This window comes from Labrys okinawensis, from assembly GCF_047345005.1.
Classification (GTDB): Bacteria; Pseudomonadota; Alphaproteobacteria; order Rhizobiales; family Labraceae; genus Labrys; species Labrys okinawensis.
Window position 1 is genome coordinate 3,477,279 of sequence record NZ_CP178864.1, and the last position, 18,633, is coordinate 3,495,911.

Genomic DNA, 18,633 nt, shown 5'->3' on the forward strand with positions numbered 1-18,633 from the left:
TTCAAAGATCTAGGCTGTCCGGTAATTTAGCTTTGAATCTCCATGGCGGCGGCTTTTTTGTGCCATTTCATTTATGGTTAATTTGATGACGGGGCCTCTATTCATGCCAAAGAAACTTCAGTCAGGGCCGAAAGGCCGTTCCAGCAACACTCTCGGGCCGGCCATATGGCCCGCAGGTGGGTTCAGCCGGTAGATCAACTCCCAGGGGCCCCGATAGTCCTCCTTGAAAGGCGTTGGATCGGGAGGCGCACCGAGGACGACCACAAGCGCCAGGCGATCCTTTTCCTTCGGCTTCAACGCGTTGAGAATGTTGTAGATGGTGTAGCCACCTGCCGAGAAGCCGTAGAGCGCGAAAACGTCATCATCGGCCCGGATTTCCTTCATCGCCATTCGCATCTGCTGGCTGTTGACAGCCGACCAGCCGGCAACGTCGATGACTTTCGGCTCGTAGCCTCTCAAACGTGCGAAATCCAGGGCCGCGGCCTCGTCCAGTGCGCCTCGCGGCCATTCCCGGGGTTTTTCGCCAGGCAGCGCGTATGTGCCGGCCTTTCCACGCAAGATCACCATTTTCACGGTGTCTGCCTCCGCTGAGCAATTGGGTGTGGTCTTTCACCTCGCATTATAGCGGAAACAGCTTTGATCACGGATCATCTGTGATGGGGATGGCGGTCCGTTCCATCCACCCAATTCATGTCTTTGCTTCAGGACCCGGCTGGCGCTGCGAGGTCAGGTTCCTCGGACCACGCCCGGGCAGCAACGATGTCAAAGACCTTCTCGCTTTGCTTCGTTCCACAGCGCATCCATCGCCTCAAGCGTCGAACCGGCGGGCGTCGTGCCCTGTTCGGCAAGGCGCTCCTCGATGAAATGGAAGCGACGCTCGAACTTGGCATTCGCTCCCCGCAGGGCTCCTTCGGCATCGGCATGGGCATGGCGGGCGACATTGGCTACTGCGAAGAGCAGGTCGCCGATCTCGGCGTTGATCGCGTCTGCACCGGCGCCGGCATCAAGGGCCGCTTCGATCTCGTCCGCCTCCTCTCGCACCTTGGCGAGCACGGTGCGGATATCGTTCCAGTCGAAACCGACCTTGCCGGCCTTTTCCTGCAGCTTGATGGCACGGGTGAGGGCGGGCATGGCGGTCGGAACGCCGTCGAGGGCGCTCGCCTGCCGCGGCTCTGGCCGGCGCCTGGCGCGCTCGGCCTTCTCCTGCGCCTTGATCTCGGCCCAGAGCTTCTTCACCTCAGCAGGCGGCAGGTCGCGCGCCTCGCCGAACACATGCGGGTGGCGGCGGATCAGCTTGGTCGTGATCGCCTGCACCACATCGCCAAAATCGAACAGGCCCTGCTCGCTCGCCATCTGGGCGTGAAACACCACCTGCAGGAGAAGATCGCCCAGTTCGTCGTTGAGATCGGCCATGTCGCCCCGCTGGATGGCGTCGGCGACTTCGTAAGCCTCCTCGATGGTGTAGGGGGCGATACTCACGAAATCCTGCTCCAGATCCCAGGGGCAGCCCGTGACAGGGGTGCGCAGCGCCGCCATGATATCGATGAGGCGCTGCAGGTCGCGGCTAGACGTGACGGAGGCGAGGGGATTGGCTGAGTTGTCCATGACGGTCTCCTTGCCGCCTCATAGCGCAAAAGCACGGCGATTCCTCTCTTCCTTAGCGCCGGCTCTGGCCTCTCGTGGAGGCCTTAATCGTCCAGGCTTGGGGGCAGTTGCGAATTTGCCTTGATTGCGCGGGCGGGATTGTCTATCCGAAGCGCAACGGAGACGTGGCCGAGAGGCTGAAGGCACTCGTTTGCTAAATGAGCATACCCCACAAGGGTATCCAGGGTTCGAATCCCTGCGTCTCCGCCATTCGGCTCTCTCAAATGATTGAGTTGATAAGGCAATTTGCCTTTGGCCTTTGAGGCGTCCTGACATTTGGCTCAATAGTTGGAACGATTTGCCACGAACGCCGGCGAAGGCTGGCGAACTAAACGGCTGCTTCGTCGCGCCAGTCGCAAGTCAGTACTCCGTCACGCCGAGGATTCGGTGATGTCCAAAACCGGGGAGGAGCCAGACTGGTAAGTATGGCGACTGGCCCTATCAGTCGAGCGACGCAATGTTCGATGGGGTCCACGAGCCAAACACAGTTGCCATAAAGTCGGGAGCTTATCGATGCGTCGGTTGCGGCGAACCTGAATCTTTCTCAGAGGCAAGAATATCCCGCCTCGCACGAGTGAGGGATGAGGTCTGCGCGCGAGGCCAAATCCGGGTGAGAACCTGTACGACATAAGTGACAGTTGGTGGCATCGCAGCTGCAAGGTATCGCTAACGTTGGGCGTGTCACAGTGCCAGGCTGCAACCTATTTGGCGTGCACAGGAAAGTCATCCCTGTCGAATACGGCCTGGATGGCCGTCAGATTTATTAGCGAAGTCCCCCGAGCGGCTATAATCTGTACTTGCAGTTGCCGGTGCGAGCCTGCCCAATCAACGATGACAGTACGTACAGCCTGCCACAATGGCATTTCTTCGATTGTTTTTCCCCACCGCATGTTACCCCAGCGCTCGGGACCGCGCTCATCCCCGCCGGGAGCGATAAGCTGCGCCATCTCATCATAGTCTATAGTCATTTGAGACTGCCAAGCGTGGAGTTGCGCTGCCACTGAGTCTCTCTTGTTGAACAAACTCCAGCAGTACCGGCTTGAGGAAGGCGTAATACCAGCACCACATCTCGCGCGTTTGGCTGCATGGTTTCCAGCCCAGTACGACGGAGGCCTACATGGGCTTGCGGTCTGAAAGCTGGTTTGAAGTCGCTCCCAGACCGCGCGCAAATTCACTCCTTCTCAACCGCGTAGAAGTCCGTCGGATCCCTTTCCAGCCACTTACACAATGCCAAAAAGGCTTCTTCCGGGCACTTGCCTCCCGCGAAAAGATGGTGCAGCGCGGTTGGGGAAATATCCGTGGCCTGTTGAAGGTCACGCATGGTCAGGTCCTCGTCGTTGAGCTTGCGATGAACGCTTACGACAAACGACAGCCAGTTTATGAGAGGCTGATCTTTTAGCATGGTTGCGCCGATCGAGCTTCTGCGAAGTAATTGTTCGCAGAGTCGGTAACTGACAGACCTTCCTAAGGTTTCAACAAAGATGAGCAATTTATTTGGCCATGCGTTTGGCATGGGCATGAAAAGGCCTCGCGACCGGAAGTAGCGAGTCGCTGCCGATTCTAATCCGGCCATTTGCCTTTACACCTTGATTGGGCGCTTCGTGAGGTTCAAACCGATGGAGGCAGACTATCGTGCCACAAGGGTGACTATTTCGAGGTAGTCGATGGGCATGCCACCGCCAAACTAGGAATATCGACGTATGCGGACCTAACTACCATCGCAACGCAGACAACCTTTTTTGAGGGTGGTGAGGTATGATTAACTATCCGCCGCGATATGCTTATGAAGAACTGTTTTGTTAAGCATGCTGAAAATAAAAGTACCGACACTCAGGGTGGTAGGAGTGCTCGGATCACATGTCAGTCGAAAGCTCAGAAGGCTTCGGTTCTTCAAAAGCTGTCTCCGTCCAGGAACAGGCGGGGAGGTGGACTGTCGTCGTCGCCGAGAAATGGGGCACTTCCTGCGTCCACACTTTCGACAGCATGGACTTTGCCGTCGGCTACGCGCGCGCTCAACTCGTGAGATTATGGCTCGAAGAATTGGATGGGCGTGAGCCATCGATGGCACCGTTGGACCTCAACCATTAGCTCGCGGAACCGCGATTTCAATTGTGCCCAGGATTTTGGCGAACATCATCTTCGTTGCTGACAACGGCGAGGGGCCTCGGGCGAGGTTGAGGAAAAGGATCTGATTGGAAAGCTCCAGAGGTTCGAAACCTTGGAGCATGCAGGTCTGCTCGAAGAACTACCGTTGGGACATATACTGGAGTATATAAACGCGATACGTGTTCACGCTTGAGCGAGGCCAAAAGGGCTCCTACCGTCGCACTGCTTCATCGCCATTGAAGCAAGGAGGCCTGGCACCTCAAGCCCCCCAGCCCAGCCGGGCCTCCCCCATCATCTCCGGATCGTTTCGATCCGGACCTGAGCCCGCCAACGCATATCGGTCGCGTGGCCTGGCGTATTCAGATCGGTTCACCAAGAATCGAAAAATGCTTTTGATACCAGCAAGTTAATTTAGATATTCGCTCACGCCAAGCGCATCTTGTTTTAGCAGAATCCGTAGTTTGCGGTGATCACCCCTGGATTCCTCGGCAGCCGAGAAGTCAATCGCCGGTCTCCTCCGATCGGTTGCCGCCGGCTAGCGCTATCACGTCGTCCACCCTGTCAGGACCGGTCATTCCCAAAGGCGCGCAAGAAAAGTTGAGTCGATTTCCCTCTGGAATGAACTTACTTGTTGGCTTCAGTGGAGCATCGAGTTTTCCATGGCGCCCCTCGTCCGGGCCTCCAGGAGTGCGGTCAATGCATCCAGAATTTGCTGAAACGACGGATGGCAGGAAAATATTCTACTGGAACCTTGACGGAGCCGTTGGTCTCAACGGAAAGAATAACTTCGACGACGTGCTCTTTGTTCAGTGGTGCATGTACAAAGCATCGAAATGGCCTGGGATAGATCATCTGACGCAGATCGAAAATTTCGATACAAAAGGCGTGAGTTTCAGAGATGCTTTCGCAAAAGTAAACATCAACGGTCGTTGCAGTGGTTTAAAGGACGATCCTCTATTGGATCAGATAAACCTCTTGCAAGCTCTTACACAGGGACCGATGGATGGACGTGTAACTCCGATCCACGGCTCAGCAAGATATACCGGACTTTTTGGAATACGATATGTCTACTTGGTCATATGGCTCAATAATATTTTAAAGCAAGTCCATCCCAAAGAGTACCCGCGGCTTGATCTGATGCCTGAATTTGCCTTTCAGCTTGGTCCTCAAGTCAAGCCGGTATTTTGGGAGGACTAAAAAACGCGCTTCCCGCCTTGTCGCCGGGATCACGCAGCCCGGGCGGGTCATCCGGGCCCAATGAAGGCTCATGAACGCTAGTTTGACAGACTGCATCTCCGCCAGGAAGGATGCCAGCGCCTGTCACGCGTTCGACAGCACGAACTCGATGACGGCGGAGCGCAGGCCGCGCCTTGGGCGGGCCTCTTCAAGTTCGCAAAGCAGGCATTCCACGCTGCGACGCTGCTTCCTGGCGATCTGTGCCAGCGCCGCCCAGAAGCCAGCCTCCAGCTTGAGGTCAGTCTCGCGCCCATTGAGCCAAACTCGATGATTCTGGAGCCTGCTCGGCATATCGAATGTCTCCACGATTTGTCCCGACACGCGGGAGTTGTGGGCCCCTTTGGCGCATGTCGGCAACGAACGGATGACAACGTCTGTCCCGGGCCCCGCTGTTGGCTGGGAAAATTCGAAGCAAGGAAGATGCCAATTTGGGAGGAACGAAATTTCAACCTGAACCGGGCAGGGGGCATGCGCGTTGTGCGGGCAGGTCCGGGGAGAGAGGCTGATGCATGGGCATCAACCACAGCGAAGGTCGTTCACCATGAAACTGGTCGAGATATTCGGGAAGGCCGCAGACAGGGTCTCGAAGGCAGCGGGACATCCGGCAACGTTCATGGCCTGCTGTGCGGTCGTCATCATCTGGGCGGCGTCCGGGCCGTTCTTCGGCTTCTCAGACACCTGGCAGCTCATCATCAATACCAGCACCACCATCGTAACCTTCCTGATGGTGTTCCTGATTCAGAATACCCAGAACCGCGATACGGCAGCCCTGCAGGCCAAGCTTGACGAGCTGCTGCTCACCAGCGCGGCACAGGACAGCTTCATCGGCATCGAGCATCTCAGCGAGGAAGAGGTCCAGAGATTCAGGGATCAGTGTGCAGCAGCGGCCGCCGAGAAGGTTATAAAGGCCAGCCAGAGCCTCGCGGAGAACCCTGATAATGGAGGGGGAAGCGGCAATCGGCGCGCCAAGGCTGCTTCGCACCGGCCTTCTGCCAAGATCGCCGGCTCACGCAAAAAGAGCCCCGTCGTTGCCGACAAGGCTCCCGTATAGTCTGGCTGCCACCCGCAAACCGGCCTGCCGCTGTGGCAAAGCGGTCTCGGCGGACCACTTTAAAAAATCCGTCCAATCCTTCCCAGCTCAGCGCGGGAACGGATTATCCGGCTGCACGACATAGGCAGGAGTGTGGTCCGCCTGGCCGTAGTAGCTGGCGCAGGCAGCGAGGCCCGACAGGATGAAGACGGCGGTGAGGATCTTGAGGATTGTCATTGTCGCTTCCAATTCTTCGGACGGCAGGGATGCAGATCTAACACCGAACCACCATCGAGGGCACGTGTTTCCATCGCATAATGCTGCCAAAGCGTAAATGCTTGTTGCAGCAATTCTCCCTTGTGAGGCGGCTTCGTCGCAAGCCTGTTGCCAGAAAGCGTCATCGTGGTGGCAATTAACGCCTCTGTCACGGATGGAACTGCCAATGCGCACGGCCGAAGTATAGAAACGTAAAGGTAGGTCGGATGTATTGGCATGCATCGCCAGCAGGGAGTGTTTGCAGTGTGTCTTGTGCGTTTGAGCACCTCCTTCCCCCTTTTATCCAGGCCTAGTGTTGTTGTTCCGGCTCCCGGCTGGTTCTGATCGTTTTGCAGTTTTTCATGAAGTCGCGCGTGCGCGCCCCATTGTTTTGCGATAACAATGCGGCCGCGCGAAACGGCTCTCACCCACCGAAGGAAAATCCATGCACGCTTTTCGCATGAAACGTCGCAATCTTGCCTCTCTGGCTGCTCTGAAAGGCACGTTGCTGGCAGCGACGCTGTTCGCCGTTCCCGCCTTCGCCCAGAGCGTCTCGGCGGATGGAGCCAAGCAGCTCCAGGCTTCCCTGACCAAGACCTTCGGCCCGGCCCTGTTCGACAAGGGCATCGTGAGTATCACGCCTCAGGGTTCGGCCTATGCCGTGAAGCTCGATCTCACGCCGACCTTTGCCCATATGAAGAAGAGCGGCGTCACGATCAGCATGGATCCGGTCACCTATTTGGCGACACCCAATGCCGATGGCACCTATGCCGTGACCAGCGAGTCCCCGTTCAACTACAGCTTCGCCAAGACGGAGGGCGAAGATCAGTCCAGTGTGAAGTTCTCTGCTGCCTGCAAGAGTTCCGGCACCTTCGATCCCAAGCTCTCCGTCTTCTCGAGCTACGAGACGGCCTGCCCCTCGGCTTCGGCGACCGTCAGCTCGCCACAGAGCGACGCCACAGTTTCCGTCGGTGCCATCACCTCCAAGATAACGGGCGTGGCCGGCAATGCGGGTAGCGTGACCATCTCCACCGCCGGCACGATGTCCGATTTCGTCGAAACCATCGTGGGCAAGGACAAGCCGCTCACCATCAAGGTCACGGCCAAGGCAGCGACCAGCGAGAGCACCGCCGAGAATTTCCAGGTCGGCACCGTGCTCGACATCATCGGCATTGCCGCCAAGGCCGGCGACAAGTCTGACATCGCCGCCCAGCAGGGCGACATCAAGCAGAAGCTGACGGCGGCGCTGCCTTTGTGGAACAATCTGTCCGGCAAGGTTACGCTGAACGGGGTCAATATCGACACCCCGATCGGTCCCATCGCTCTCGATTCGATCGAGGAGAATGTTGGCCTGACCGGTGCCGTGAAGCAGGCCTCCTACGGCCTTGGCATCAAATATGACGGGCTGAAGCTGCCTGATACGCCGGTCATCCCTGCCTGGGCCGGGCCTCTCGTTCCCGCTCAGGGTAATATCGACCTCAAGTTCGAGGGCGTCGACCTCGATGCCTTGGCGCGCCTTGCCATCCAGAACTTCGACGTTACCAAGGATCCGCCGATCCCGGACGAGGCGTCGGCCCAGGCTCTTCAGATCGTGATGGGCGGCCAGCCGCATGTGACGCTGTCGCCCTCGACCTTCTCGGCGCCGGCCGGTGCGCTGAGCGCCGAAGGTTCGATGAACGTGTTCCCGGACAAGAAGGGCAGCGTAACCATCTCGACCGCCGACCTCGACAAGCTTTCGGACGCGCTGGGCAAGGCCCAGGTGCCGAACATGCCGATGCTGGTTGCCTTCGCCAAGGGGCTTGCCAAGACCGCCGACGGCAAGGCCGTCTGGGCCATCGACTTCGATGGCGACACCAAGGCGGTCAGCGTCAATGGCCAGGTTCTCAATCCAGGCACGGCCCCCGGTGGTGACGACAACGGCAACGGGGACAATGGCGCCGGAGACGACAACAATAACAACAACGCCCAGTAAACATTGCTGGCGTCGCGCGAGAGGCGGGAGCGATCCCGCCTTTCCTATGTGCGGACCCAAGCGTTGATGAACGAAAAAGCCCCGGCGGATCCGCGATCCGCCGGGGCTTTTAATCGATTGGCGGTGGCGCCGGAGTTATTCGGCGTCGTTTTTCGTCTCGGCGGTCGGCGCTTCAGTCGTGGCGGGCTGCTGCTCGGCCGCACGCGCATTGTGGAGGGGGCGGATCGTCTGGAATGAAGCGCGCTCCTGCGCTGCCGGGCGTGCGGTGAGGCTGACGACGTCCCGGCGGATCGAGGCGATCAGCTCACGGATCGAGCCACTGTCGCCATCGGGGCGATATTCCTCACCAAGCACGTCAAGCTTGGCGCAGAGCTCCACGGCATTCTTGGCCGGCGCGCGGGAGATCGAATTGGCGATCGAACGCAGTTCGCTGATCAGTTCGTCGCGAAGGCTCTTCTGGTCATCGGCATCGATGATCGGGGAAGCGAGCATGCCGCGCAAAGCTGCGCGCCGCAAACCCAAAGCCGCCACCGTGTTGGCGCCATCGGTCGCTTCGCGCTGTTGTCCAAGTCCTGCCATATTGCTGCCCTCGTAAAAAGCTCTTCGTTTTGAGCGGTGCGCTCCCCTGCACGTCCAATGTGGCGAAAGCGCGATGGAGAGCCATATTCCTTCGCGGTGGAGCCCGCCTTGTTGGGCGGCTCAACCCCCAAAGGCAAGGCCTTATTGCCCCAAAATAGCACCTTCCCACATGATTCGTGCGTTCTCCACGATCTAAGGGCGTCCCTTGTGGATGGTTAGGCAGATGTTAAGGCCGGCGCTTGCTTTGTGCGAACAAATGTGGAACAAATGCCAGGGCTCTTGACGCTTTCTCCCCGCCATTTCTCTGGGGATAGCCGAGGGAGGAGGCGAACATGCCAGCGTTTCCTCTGCCGGGTCGTGATAGAGCAGAGCGAAGGATGCGTCCCTGTGGGGGACCGGTTGGCCTGCGCGCGGAAATGCGTTGCATGCTGTTGAGCGAAGGAAGGAAGCCTCGATGTCAGGCTCGGTGAACAAGGTTATTCTGGTTGGCAATCTCGGGCGCGACCCGGAAATCCGGCGGCTCAATTCCGGTGAGCCGGTGGTCAATCTGCGCATCGCCACGGCGGAGACTTGGCGCGACAAGGCCACGGGCGAGCGCAAGGAGCGCACCGAGTGGCATAATGTGGTGATCTTCAACGAAGGCCTTGCCCGTATTGCCGAGCAATATCTGAAGAAGGGCTCGAAGGTCTATATCGAGGGCCAGTTGCAGACCCGCAAATACAACGACGCTTCGGGCGCCGAGAAATATTCCACCGAGATCGTGCTGCAGCGCTATCGCGGCGAGATGACGCTTCTGGATGGACGAGGCGGCGGTGAAGGTGGCAGCGGCAGTTCCGGCGGCTACCAGGGCAATGATTTCGGCTCATCGAGCCCAATGGAGCGTCGCCCGGCGCCGGCCAGCGCGAGCAAATACACCTCCGCCGACATGGATGACGATATTCCGTTCTGACGTCCGTTTCCGCACATCGACCGGGTAGAACAAAGGGGCGGCCTCTTGGTCGCCCCTTTTGCTGTTCGCTCTGCGAGGGAGGGGGAGGCGGCCCCGGGGTTGACATAGATATGATCAGACCTATCCCACCACGACTGCCCGCACCCCGTCCACCATGAACTGCACCGCCAGCGCCGCCAGCACGATGCCGAGCAGGCGGGTGAGCACGACATTGCCGGTGACGCCGAGCAGCTTGTTGATGACGTCGGCAAGCTTGAAGGAAATGAAGCAGCACAGGGTCACGAAGCCGAGCACCAGGAAGAGCACGGCAAACTTCAACAGGTCGCCATGGGCCTGCGCCGACAGCAGCATCACGCCGGTGATGGCGCCGGGGCCGGCGATCAGCGGGATGGCGAGCGGGAACGCGGCGACGTTCGAGATGAAATCCTTGGTGATCGCGGTTTCGGCCGTCTCGCTCTTGCGGACTTGCGAGCGATCGAACACCATTTCGAAGGCGATCGCGAAGAGCAGGAGCCCGCCGGCGATGCGGAAGGCCGGCGTGGTGATGCCGAGCAGCCTGAGGAAGGGCTCACCCGCCACCGCGAAGAAGGCGAGCACGCCGAAGCCGATCACACTCGCGCGCAATCCCACCGAATGGCGCTGCGCCTTGGTCATGCCGCGCGTCACGCCCAGGAAGATCGGGCCTAGGCCCGGCGGGTCGACGACAACCAGCATGGTGGCGATGGCGGCAGAGAAGTAATCGAAAATCGTCATGGACCGTCTTTTGCCATTCCCTTTTGCCAGTGCCGCTCATTGACGCTTCGGGCCAGCCTGAATATGGCTGTGCCTTCCGCTTGTGGCCGGCGAAAGTCAATCGGTTCACGCATTGCCTCGAAGGCCTTGCCACAGGCAGCAGAAAATATCGGATCGAACATGTCAAATCTCTTCCCGGCCGAGCTCGTCGCGGCCGCCAATGTCTCCGCTGCCTGGCCGTTCGAGGAGGCGAGGAAGCTCGTCACTCGTCTGCAGAAGCGGGCGGGGGACAAAAAGGAGATCCTGTTCGAGACAGGCTATGGTCCCTCAGGCCTGCCGCATATCGGCACTTTCGGCGAGGTCGCCCGCACCTCTATGGTGCGTCATGCATTCGAGGTGCTGACCGAAGGCAAGGTGCCGACGCGCCTCGTCGCCTTTTCCGACGATATGGACGGGCTGCGCAAGGTGCCCGGCAATGTGCCGAACCAGGCGCTCCTGCAGGCCAATCTCGGCAAGCCCCTCACCAAGGTGCCAGATCCGTTCGGGGAGTATGAGAGCTTCGCGCATCACAACAATGCGATGCTGCGCCGCTTCCTCGACAGTTTCGGCTTCACGTACGAGTTTCTGTCCTCGACCACCTGCTACACCTCGGGCATGTTCGACGCGGCGCTGCTGCACATGCTGCGCAATATCGACAAGGTGATGGCGGTGATGCTGCCGAGCCTGCGTGAGGAGCGCGCCTCGACCTATTCGCCCTTCCTGCCTGTTCATCCGAAGACGGGCGTCGTGATGCAGGTGCCGGTCGAAGAGTCGCGGCCGGAGGCCGGAACCATCGTCTGGCGTGATCCCGATACGGGGGAGCGTTTCGAGACCCCCGTGACGGGCGGCCACTGCAAGCTGCAATGGAAGCCGGACTGGGCGATGCGCTGGTATGCGCTCGACGTCGATTACGAGATGGCCGGCAAGGATCTCATCGATTCCGTGAAGCTCTCCTCAGAGATTGTCCGCGCTCTCGGTGGCACGCCACCGGATGGCTTCAACTACGAGCTCTTCCTGGACGAACAGGGGCAGAAGATCTCGAAGACAAAGGGCAATGGACTGTCGATCGACGAGTGGCTGACCTATGCCTCTCCCGACAGCCTTGCTCTTTATATGTATCAGAAGCCCCGGGAGGCGAAGCGGCTCTACTTCGACGTCATTCCGCGTGCCGTGGACGAGTATCTGCAGTTCCTGGGCGGCTATGAACGGCAGGATTGGAAGAACCGCCTCGGCAACCCGGTCTGGCATATTCATGCGGGCCACCCGCCGGCACCGGAGACGGTGGGAGAGTCGAACCAGGGCACCTCGGTGACCTTCGCTCTCCTGCTCAATCTCGTGGCTGTGGCGAATGCCGAGTCGAAGGATGTGCTCTGGGCGTTCCTGCAGCGATATGCTCCGGGTGTCAGTCCGGCGACCCATCCCCGGCTCGACGCTCTGGTCGGGTATGCCATCCGCTATTTCCAGGACTTCGTGAAGCCTGCCAAGGCCTATGCCGAGCCGACGGCCGATGAGAAGGTCGCTTTGGGACGCTTGTCCGAAGCGCTCGGAAATTTGCCTGATGATGCCGATGCCGCAACCATACAGGAAACGGTCTACGACGTCGGCCGGGCCCTGCCGCCCTATCAGGACCTCAAGGCGAAGGGTGCGACGCCTGAACGGCCGGGAGTCTCGCTGGAGTGGTTCAATACGCTCTATCGCATCCTTCTCGGCGAGCAGCGCGGCCCGCGGTTCGGATCCTTTGCTGCCATCTACGGCATCCCCGAGACCCGGCAGCTCATCGCCAAGGCCCTTTCGGGCGAGTTGGTACGTGAGCATCAGGCTTTCCTTGAAAGCCGCAAGAAGTCGTCATAAGAGGGGGACTGGCGTATTTGCCAGTCCCCAACCATATGCGCGGGGTAGCCAGCGGCTTCTGCTTCGTGTAGGAACGCGCGCGAATTATATCCGGATCAGACAATGCAAACCGTTCTCATCACGATCCACCTGTTGGTGGTTATCGCCCTTGTCATCGTAGTGCTGTTGCAGCGCTCGGAGGGCGGCGGCCTCGGCATTGGCGGTGGAACGGGCGGCTTCATGACCGGACGCGGCCAGGCGAATCTGCTCACCCGCGCCACAGCCGGCCTGGCGACTGCCTTCTTCGTCACCAGCCTCCTGCTGACGATCCTCGCCAACCACCAGGGCAATACGGGCTCGCTGCTCGATCGCTTCAGCCCGACGGCTCCGGCAACGCAGTCCCAGCCGGGCGCTCCGGCCGCGCCGCAGCAGCCGGCGGCTCCGCCGGCCACCAATGGCGGCGGCTCGGTGTTCGACCAGCTCCAGGGCGGTTCTTCGCCTTCCCAGCCGGCACCGTCCAACCCGTAAAGCCTCAGACCGGGCGCATCCGCGCCGCGTTTCGAGTTGATAGCAAAATAATCCCGCGGGCAGCGATTGCCCGCTCGTCGAATCGTTTTGTTTTTGTCTAAGTGGGGGTCCATGACGCGGTACATTTTCATCACCGGCGGCGTGGTCTCCTCGCTTGGCAAAGGTTTGGCTTCAGCCGCCCTCGGCGCGCTCCTGCAGGCGCGCGGCTACAAGGTTCGTTTGCGCAAGCTCGATCCTTATCTCAATGTCGATCCTGGCACGATGAGCCCGTATGAGCATGGCGAGGTCTTCGTCACCGACGACGGTGCGGAGACCGATCTCGATCTCGGCCATTACGAGCGTTTCACGGGCCGTCCGGCATCGAGGGACGACAATATCACCACCGGCCGGATCTATCTCGACATCATCACCAAGGAGCGGCGGGGCGACTATCTCGGCGCGACGATCCAGGTCATCCCTCATGTCACCAATGCCATCAAGGACTTCGTCCTGAAGGGCAATGACGGCATCGATTTCGTGCTGGTCGAGATCGGCGGCACGGTGGGCGACATCGAAGGCCTGCCGTTCTTCGAGGCGATCCGCCAGATCAAGAACGACCTGCCGCGTGGCGCGTGCATCTATACACATTTGACCCTGTTGCCCTTTATCCCCTCGGCAGGCGAGCTCAAGACGAAACCGACGCAACATTCGGTGGCAGAACTGCGTTCCATCGGTATCCAACCCGACATCCTGCTCTGCCGCTCCGACCGCGCCATTCCCAAGGAGGAGCGGCGCAAGCTCGCCTTGTTCTGCAATGTGCGCGAGACGGCGGTGATCGAAGCGCGCGATGTCGGCTCGATTTACGATGTGCCTATTGCCTATCACGAGCAGGGCTTCGACGCGGAAGTCCTCGCGGCCTTCGGCATTATCGATGCGCCGGAGCCCGATCTGTCGCGCTGGAAGAAGATCTCGCAGACCATCCACAATCCCGAAGGCGAGGTCACCATTGCCATCGTCGGCAAATATACCGGCCTCAAGGATGCCTACAAGTCGCTCACGGAGGCGCTGACGCACGGCGGCATCGCCAATGGCGTCAAAGTCAAGCTCGACTGGATCGAGAGCGAGATCTTCGAGCAGGACGATCCGACGCCGCATCTGGAGCATGTGCATGGCATCCTCGTGCCGGGCGGCTTCGGCCAGCGCGGCGCAGAGGGCAAGATCAAGGCGGTGACCTTCGCCCGCGAGCGCAAGGTGCCCTATTTTGGCATATGCTTCGGCATGCAGATGGCGGTGATCGAAGGCGCCCGCTCGCTCGCCGGCATCAAGGACGCCAATTCCAGCGAATTTGGCCCGGCCAAGGAGCCCGTCGTCGGCCTGATGACCGAGTGGATGAAGGGCAACGAACTCGAACAGCGCGCCCAGGGCGGCGATCTCGGCGGTACCATGCGCCTCGGTGCCTACCAGGCCACGTTGAAGCGGGGATCGAAGATCTCGCAGATCTATGACACGACCTCGATCTCCGAGCGCCATCGCCATCGCTATGAAGTGAACATGAGCTATCGCGAACGGCTGGAGGACAAGGGCATGGTGTTCTGCGGCACCTCGCCTGATGGCCTGTTGCCCGAGACGATCGAATATCAGGATCATCCCTGGTTCATCGGTGTGCAGTATCATCCAGAGCTGAAGTCGCGTCCCTTCGAGCCACATCCGCTGTTCTCGAGCTTCATCGCGGCGGCTGTCGAGCAGAGTAGGCTGTTTTAATCCCGGGTGCGCGGACGTCTCGTCCGCCTCTCCCTTCCCGGCAAGCGAAGCGTTTCCAAGATGCGGACGAGACGTCCGCGCGCCCGGGAGGTCCCGATGTCTCGCGGTCTCGATCATCTCGTCCTCGCCACGCGCGATCTGGATGCGGCAGCTACCCATTACCAGGCAATGGGTTTCGTCGTCGGCGCGCGCAACCGCCATTCTTGGGGCACGGAAAACCGCATCGTGCAGTTTCCCGGCAGTTTCCTGGAACTGATCACGGTGGGCGAGGGGGCTGAGATCAGCGCGCCCGAGGCTGGCCAGTACAGTTTCGCCTGGACTATTGCCCGCTACCTCGAAACGTTTGGCGATGGCTTTGCCATGCTGGTGGTGGAATCGCAGGATGCGTCGGCCGACAGGCAGGCCTTCGATGCGGCCGGCATTGGTGGGTTCGAGCCCTTCTTCTTCGAGCGTTTCGCGGTGAAGCCGGATGGCACGAAGGTGCGCGTCGCCTTCACGCTCACCTTTGCCGCCGATCCGGCCATGCCCGACATCGGCGTTTTTTCCTGCCAGCATCACGAGCCGCAGAATTTCTGGAGCCCGACCTTCCAAGCCCATCCCAATGGCGCCAGCAGGCTTGGCGGCATCGTCATGCTTGCCGAAGCGCCGGCCGCCACCGTGCCTTTCTTCGAGGCCTTCACGGGTTCGCGTGCTCTCTGCGCGGGGCCCCGAAACATGGCGATCGTTACGCCAAGGGGCTCCGTGGAAGCCATGTCGCCGGATTGCTACCGTGACGTGCTTGGACTGGAGCCCGCTCTGTCGCTGGACCACGGGCCGCGCCTCGCCGCCTTCAAGGTAACGGCGCCGCTGGAACCTCTGGTGGCACACCTGGAAGAGAAAGGCATTCCTTTTATCCGTCATCGCAAGCACCTGGCCATTGCAGGAGCTGATAATTTCGGCACGGCCTTGGTCTTCGAAGAACCGAAGGCAGCATGAAGGATTATTGGAGTAACGGTCGGAGACCACCACTCCGCGCTCGGCGTGCCCTTATCACCCCTGTCAGCTCCGGAAAGCCCGGGTTGTGTTTGGCCCCCATGCGCTCTATCTGCAGTCCAGCACCTTCGACCATCTCTAAATTCCGGATCGCTCATGACTGCAGCCAACCCCGTCGTCTCTGTCGGCAATCTCCGTATCGGCAATGATCTGCCGTTCACGCTTATCGCTGGCCCCTGCCAAATGGAGAGTCGCGACCATGCCATGGAAATGGCGGCTGGGATCAAGGAGATCACCGACAGGCTTGGCATCGGCCTGATCTATAAGACCTCCTTCGACAAGGCGAACCGAACTTCTGCAAAGGGCGCTCGTGGCGTTGGACTTGAAAATTCCCTGCCGGTCTTCGCGGAAGTGCGGGAGAAATTCGGTCTGCCTGTTCTGACGGACATTCACGAAATCGACCAATGCGCCAAGGTTGCAGAGGTCGTCGACGTGCTGCAGATCCCGGCCTTCCTGTCACGGCAGACCGACCTGCTGATCGCGGCGGCACATACCGGCCGGGTCGTCAATGTCAAGAAGGGTCAGTTCCTGGCGCCGTGGGACATGAAGAATGTCGTGGCCAAGATCACCGAGGCCGGCAATCCCAATGTTCTGGTCACCGAGCGCGGGGCCTCCTTCGGCTACAACACGCTGGTGACGGATTTCCGCGGGTTGCCGATCATGGCGCAGCAGACGGGCGCGCCCGTGGTATTCGACGCCACCCATTCGGTGCAGCAGCCGGGCGGGCAGGGGACGTCCTCTGGAGGCCAGCGCGAATTCGTGCCGGTGCTGGCGCGGGCGGCCGTAGCCGTCGGCGTCGCCGCCGTCTTCATCGAGACCCATCAGGATCCTGACAAAGCACCCTCCGACGGCCCGAACATGGTGCCGCTCAACCAGCTCGAGGCCCTGCTCAAGCGCCTGAAGCAGTTCGACGATATCGCCAAGAGCTGACTGGGAGCGCGGACATCTTGTCCGCCTCTTGGAAGCGATAAGCAAGCGTAGATAGGCGGAGTCGAAGGTCGGCGCCCTCTTCTTTTAGGGTGACAGCTCAAGAAACGGACAAGATGTCCGCGCTCCCCGTTCATCCCCGCCCTCGATAGGTGGGCACGCCTTGGTCGGGCAGCCATAGGCTTTCGGGCGGCTTGCCTGTCTGCCAGAACACGTCGATTGGGATGCCGCCGCGCGGATACCAATAGCCGCCGATGCGCAGCCAATGCGGCTCCAGGAGTTCCACCAGCTTGCGTCCGACAGCCACCGTGCAGTCCTCATGGAAGGCGCCGTGGTTGCGGAAGCTGGTCAGGTAGAGCTTCAGCGACTTGGATTCCACCAGCCAGTCCTTCGGCGCATAGTCGATGACGAGATGGGCAAAATCGGGCTGGCCGGTCACTGGGCAGAGCGAAGTGAATTCGGGGCAGGTGAAGCGGGTGAGATAGAGCGTGTCCGCCTGCGGGTTGGGCACACGGTCGAGCCGCGCCTCTTCCGGCGAAGCGGGTATCTTGCTGTCGCTGCCGAGCTGCAGCGTCGATGCGTCGAAGGATGTCATTTCCTCAATTCCGGGCAGATCTGATTGGCGGAAGGCAATCGGCTATTTCGCTGCGGGATGCAAGTTGCACCGGGTGGTGAATAGAACGGGGGTCAATACCCTTGGGCTGGCACGGGCGTGATTCCCCCTGGGATCGCAGGCTTCCCGCCTGCTTCTTGAACACCGTGCACGGAAAAGAGGAAGGGCAGGCAAGGATGCCTGCGATTGTCTATTTCAATCCCATCGTGCAAGCCTAGCTTTTGGATGCCTCCAGCTCGGTGGCCGCCGAGCTGGAGGCGGGAGGGGACGGGTCGTGCCTGCGATAATCGAAGGACTGACTTAGGAGTCTGACCACCCCTCTCTTTTCCATGAGGCCTGAACGGATACCGGCATTGCTCCGGAGACAAGCAGAGGACTTGGAAAAGATGACGAGCAGCCTAGCACACAATGTCGGCACCGACATCGGCAAGGATCATTTGGATGTGGCTGTCCACCCGGCAGGCCTCATCAAGCGCTTTGCCAACACCCAGGCGGGCCATCGCGCCCTGCTTGCCTGGCTTTCTTCCTGGACTGTCGAGCGTGTGGTGTTCGAAGCAACGGGGGCCTATCATCGCGCCTTCGAACGCGCGCTCAACCAGGCCGGCCTGCCGGCCGTCAAGCTCAACCCGCGCCAGGCCCGACGCTTTGCCGAAGGTATTGGCAGGCTGGCCAAGACCGATCGCATCGATGCCATGACCCTGGCCCGCTATGGCCAGGCCGTCCAGCCCGAGCCGACCCTCATCGTCAGCCAGGCCCTTGAGGAGATGAAGCAATTGGCCGCGGCGCGGGACGCCCTGATGAAGATCAAAGTGGCAACCCAGACCCGCCAGCAAACCGCCGAACTCCCCCTGATCAAGCGCCAACTCGCCAAGACACTGGCTCTGACCCAAGCGCAGATAAACGCCATCGACGAGGAGATCGCCAGGCGGGCCGACAAGGATCCCGCCTTCAAGCGCAGAGCCGAAATCCTCGATTCCATCCCCGCCGTGGCACCCATCACAGCTCACGCCATGCTCATCCACATGCCTGAACTGGGCACCCTGTCTCCCCCTCAAGCCGCAAGCCTGGCCGGCCTCGCCCCTGTCCCACGCGACAGCGGCAGCAAAAATGGCAAGCGCTTCATTCGCGGGGGAAGAGCCCTTCTGCGACGAGCCCTCTATATGCCCATGGTCGCCGCTATCCGATGGAACCCCGACCTCGCCGCTAAATACCAGGCCATGGTCGCCGCCGGAAAACCCAAAAAAATCGCCATCGTCGCCATCATGCGCAAGCTCATCATCCTCGCTAACGCCCTCTTGCGAGATAATCGGATTTGGACGCCTAAAGCTGCTTGACCGAACACGGATACTCCCAGGGACATTGCGTTCCATGGCGTTTCGATGACGTTCTTTTGGTCTTCCGCCCGGGCGCTGCATCCGCTA

20 protein-coding genes and 1 tRNA gene are annotated in these 18,633 nt (G+C 60.2%); 12 read left to right on the plus strand and 9 right to left on the minus strand.

The genetic code is table 11. The features are described 5' to 3' along the window. Positions 1–117: 117 nt before the first annotated feature. On the minus strand, positions 118–573 hold the full coding sequence (locus ACMDCR_RS16255) for a hypothetical protein (RefSeq protein WP_413993499.1): 456 nt from the start codon (positions 571–573) through the stop codon (positions 118–120). A gap of 189 nt (positions 574–762) precedes the next feature. Continuing rightward, positions 763–1,605 carry a nucleoside triphosphate pyrophosphohydrolase gene (gene mazG, locus ACMDCR_RS16260; RefSeq protein ID WP_413993500.1) on the minus strand — a complete coding sequence of 281 codons (843 nt, stop codon included), beginning with the start codon at positions 1,603–1,605 and terminating at the stop codon, positions 763–765. A gap of 158 nt (positions 1,606–1,763) precedes the next feature. On the opposite strand from mazG, the gene ACMDCR_RS16265 reads away from it, so the two are divergent. Continuing rightward, positions 1,764–1,854: transfer RNA gene (locus ACMDCR_RS16265), tRNA-Ser, on the plus strand. Positions 1,855–2,815: 961 nt separating this feature from the next. Here ACMDCR_RS16265 and ACMDCR_RS16270 read toward each other — a convergent pair. Further along, complete coding sequence (locus ACMDCR_RS16270) at positions 2,816–3,163, minus strand: hypothetical protein (protein WP_413993501.1); 348 nt, start codon at positions 3,161–3,163, stop codon at positions 2,816–2,818. A gap of 338 nt (positions 3,164–3,501) precedes the next feature. Here ACMDCR_RS16270 and ACMDCR_RS16275 point away from each other — a divergent pair, with 338 nt between their 5' ends. Together ACMDCR_RS16275 and ACMDCR_RS16280 are read left to right on the plus strand one after the other, a co-directional pair. Continuing rightward, a complete protein-coding gene (locus ACMDCR_RS16275; RefSeq protein WP_413993502.1) occupies positions 3,502–3,732 on the plus strand; it encodes a hypothetical protein in 231 nt (76 codons plus the stop codon). A 714-nt stretch (positions 3,733–4,446) separates the two neighbouring features. After that, positions 4,447–4,947, plus strand: coding sequence for a hypothetical protein (locus tag ACMDCR_RS16280; RefSeq protein ID WP_413993503.1), 501 nt, complete (start codon positions 4,447–4,449; stop codon positions 4,945–4,947). A gap of 123 nt (positions 4,948–5,070) precedes the next feature. Here ACMDCR_RS16280 and ACMDCR_RS16285 read toward each other — a convergent pair whose 3' ends face one another. Further along, positions 5,071–5,277, minus strand: coding sequence for a ribbon-helix-helix domain-containing protein (locus tag ACMDCR_RS16285; protein WP_413993504.1), 207 nt, complete (start codon positions 5,275–5,277; stop codon positions 5,071–5,073). 250 nt (positions 5,278–5,527) lie between these two features. Between ACMDCR_RS16285 and ACMDCR_RS16290 the strand changes: the two genes are divergently transcribed. Next, positions 5,528–6,037, plus strand: a complete 510-nt coding sequence (locus tag ACMDCR_RS16290) for a low affinity iron permease family protein (protein WP_413993505.1) — start codon at positions 5,528–5,530, stop codon at positions 6,035–6,037. Positions 6,038–6,124: 87 nt separating this feature from the next. Here ACMDCR_RS16290 and ACMDCR_RS16295 read toward each other — a convergent pair whose 3' ends face one another. Next, entirely contained in the window at positions 6,125–6,253 is a 129-nt protein-coding gene (locus ACMDCR_RS16295) for a hypothetical protein (protein ID WP_413993506.1), read from the minus strand. Positions 6,254–6,716: 463 nt separating this feature from the next. Between ACMDCR_RS16295 and ACMDCR_RS16300 the strand changes: the two genes are divergently transcribed. Then, positions 6,717–8,243, plus strand: a complete 1,527-nt coding sequence (locus tag ACMDCR_RS16300; RefSeq protein ID WP_413993507.1) for a hypothetical protein — start codon at positions 6,717–6,719, stop codon at positions 8,241–8,243. Positions 8,244–8,378: 135 nt separating this feature from the next. Here ACMDCR_RS16300 and ACMDCR_RS16305 read toward each other — a convergent pair whose 3' ends face one another. Further along, the gene (locus ACMDCR_RS16305; protein ID WP_413993508.1) at positions 8,379–8,822 is read right to left on the minus strand and encodes a hypothetical protein; all 444 of its coding nucleotides are present in this window, start codon (positions 8,820–8,822) and stop codon (positions 8,379–8,381) included. A gap of 454 nt (positions 8,823–9,276) precedes the next feature. Here ACMDCR_RS16305 and ssb point away from each other — a divergent pair, with 454 nt between their 5' ends. Then, positions 9,277–9,771, plus strand: a complete 495-nt coding sequence (gene ssb / locus ACMDCR_RS16310; protein ID WP_413993509.1) for a single-stranded DNA-binding protein — start codon at positions 9,277–9,279, stop codon at positions 9,769–9,771. 120 nt (positions 9,772–9,891) lie between these two features. On the opposite strand, the gene ACMDCR_RS16315 is transcribed toward ssb, so the two are convergent. Both ACMDCR_RS16315 and ACMDCR_RS16320 read right to left on the minus strand, forming a co-directional pair. Then, positions 9,892–10,524 carry a MarC family protein gene (locus ACMDCR_RS16315; protein WP_413993510.1) on the minus strand — a complete coding sequence of 211 codons (633 nt, stop codon included), beginning with the start codon at positions 10,522–10,524 and terminating at the stop codon, positions 9,892–9,894. Further along, the gene (locus tag ACMDCR_RS16320; protein ID WP_413993511.1) at positions 10,521–10,685 is read right to left on the minus strand and encodes a hypothetical protein; all 165 of its coding nucleotides are present in this window, start codon (positions 10,683–10,685) and stop codon (positions 10,521–10,523) included. Before ACMDCR_RS16320 ends, ACMDCR_RS16315 begins: the two co-directional genes overlap by 4 nt. Here ACMDCR_RS16320 and ACMDCR_RS16325 point away from each other — a divergent pair. The 5 genes from ACMDCR_RS16325 (at position 10,684) to kdsA (ending at position 16,602) form a co-directional block, all read left to right on the plus strand. Next, positions 10,684–12,393: a lysine--tRNA ligase gene (locus tag ACMDCR_RS16325; protein WP_413993512.1), complete on the plus strand. Its 1,710-nt coding sequence runs from the start codon at positions 10,684–10,686 to the stop codon at positions 12,391–12,393. The genes ACMDCR_RS16320 and ACMDCR_RS16325 overlap by 2 nt on opposite strands. 102 nt (positions 12,394–12,495) lie before the next feature. Continuing rightward, positions 12,496–12,900, plus strand: coding sequence for a preprotein translocase subunit SecG (gene secG / locus ACMDCR_RS16330; RefSeq protein ID WP_413993513.1), 405 nt, complete (start codon positions 12,496–12,498; stop codon positions 12,898–12,900). A 111-nt stretch (positions 12,901–13,011) separates the two neighbouring features. Beyond that, complete coding sequence (locus ACMDCR_RS16335) at positions 13,012–14,640, plus strand: CTP synthase (RefSeq protein ID WP_413993514.1); 1,629 nt, start codon at positions 13,012–13,014, stop codon at positions 14,638–14,640. Positions 14,641–14,736: 96 nt separating this feature from the next. Next, positions 14,737–15,615 carry a VOC family protein gene (locus ACMDCR_RS16340; protein ID WP_413993515.1) on the plus strand — a complete coding sequence of 293 codons (879 nt, stop codon included), beginning with the start codon at positions 14,737–14,739 and terminating at the stop codon, positions 15,613–15,615. 153 nt (positions 15,616–15,768) lie between these two features. Beyond that, positions 15,769–16,602, plus strand: a complete 834-nt coding sequence (gene kdsA, locus ACMDCR_RS16345) for a 3-deoxy-8-phosphooctulonate synthase (protein ID WP_413993516.1) — start codon at positions 15,769–15,771, stop codon at positions 16,600–16,602. 130 nt (positions 16,603–16,732) lie between these two features. Here kdsA and queF read toward each other — a convergent pair whose 3' ends face one another. After that, the gene (gene queF, locus ACMDCR_RS16350) at positions 16,733–17,194 is read right to left on the minus strand and encodes a preQ(1) synthase (protein ID WP_284311651.1); all 462 of its coding nucleotides are present in this window, start codon (positions 17,192–17,194) and stop codon (positions 16,733–16,735) included. Between the two features lie 404 nt (positions 17,195–17,598). Between queF and ACMDCR_RS16355 the strand changes: the two genes are divergently transcribed. Beyond that, a complete protein-coding gene (locus tag ACMDCR_RS16355; RefSeq protein WP_413987661.1) occupies positions 17,599–18,546 on the plus strand; it encodes an IS110 family transposase in 948 nt (315 codons plus the stop codon). Positions 18,547–18,633: the final 87 nt, after the last annotated feature.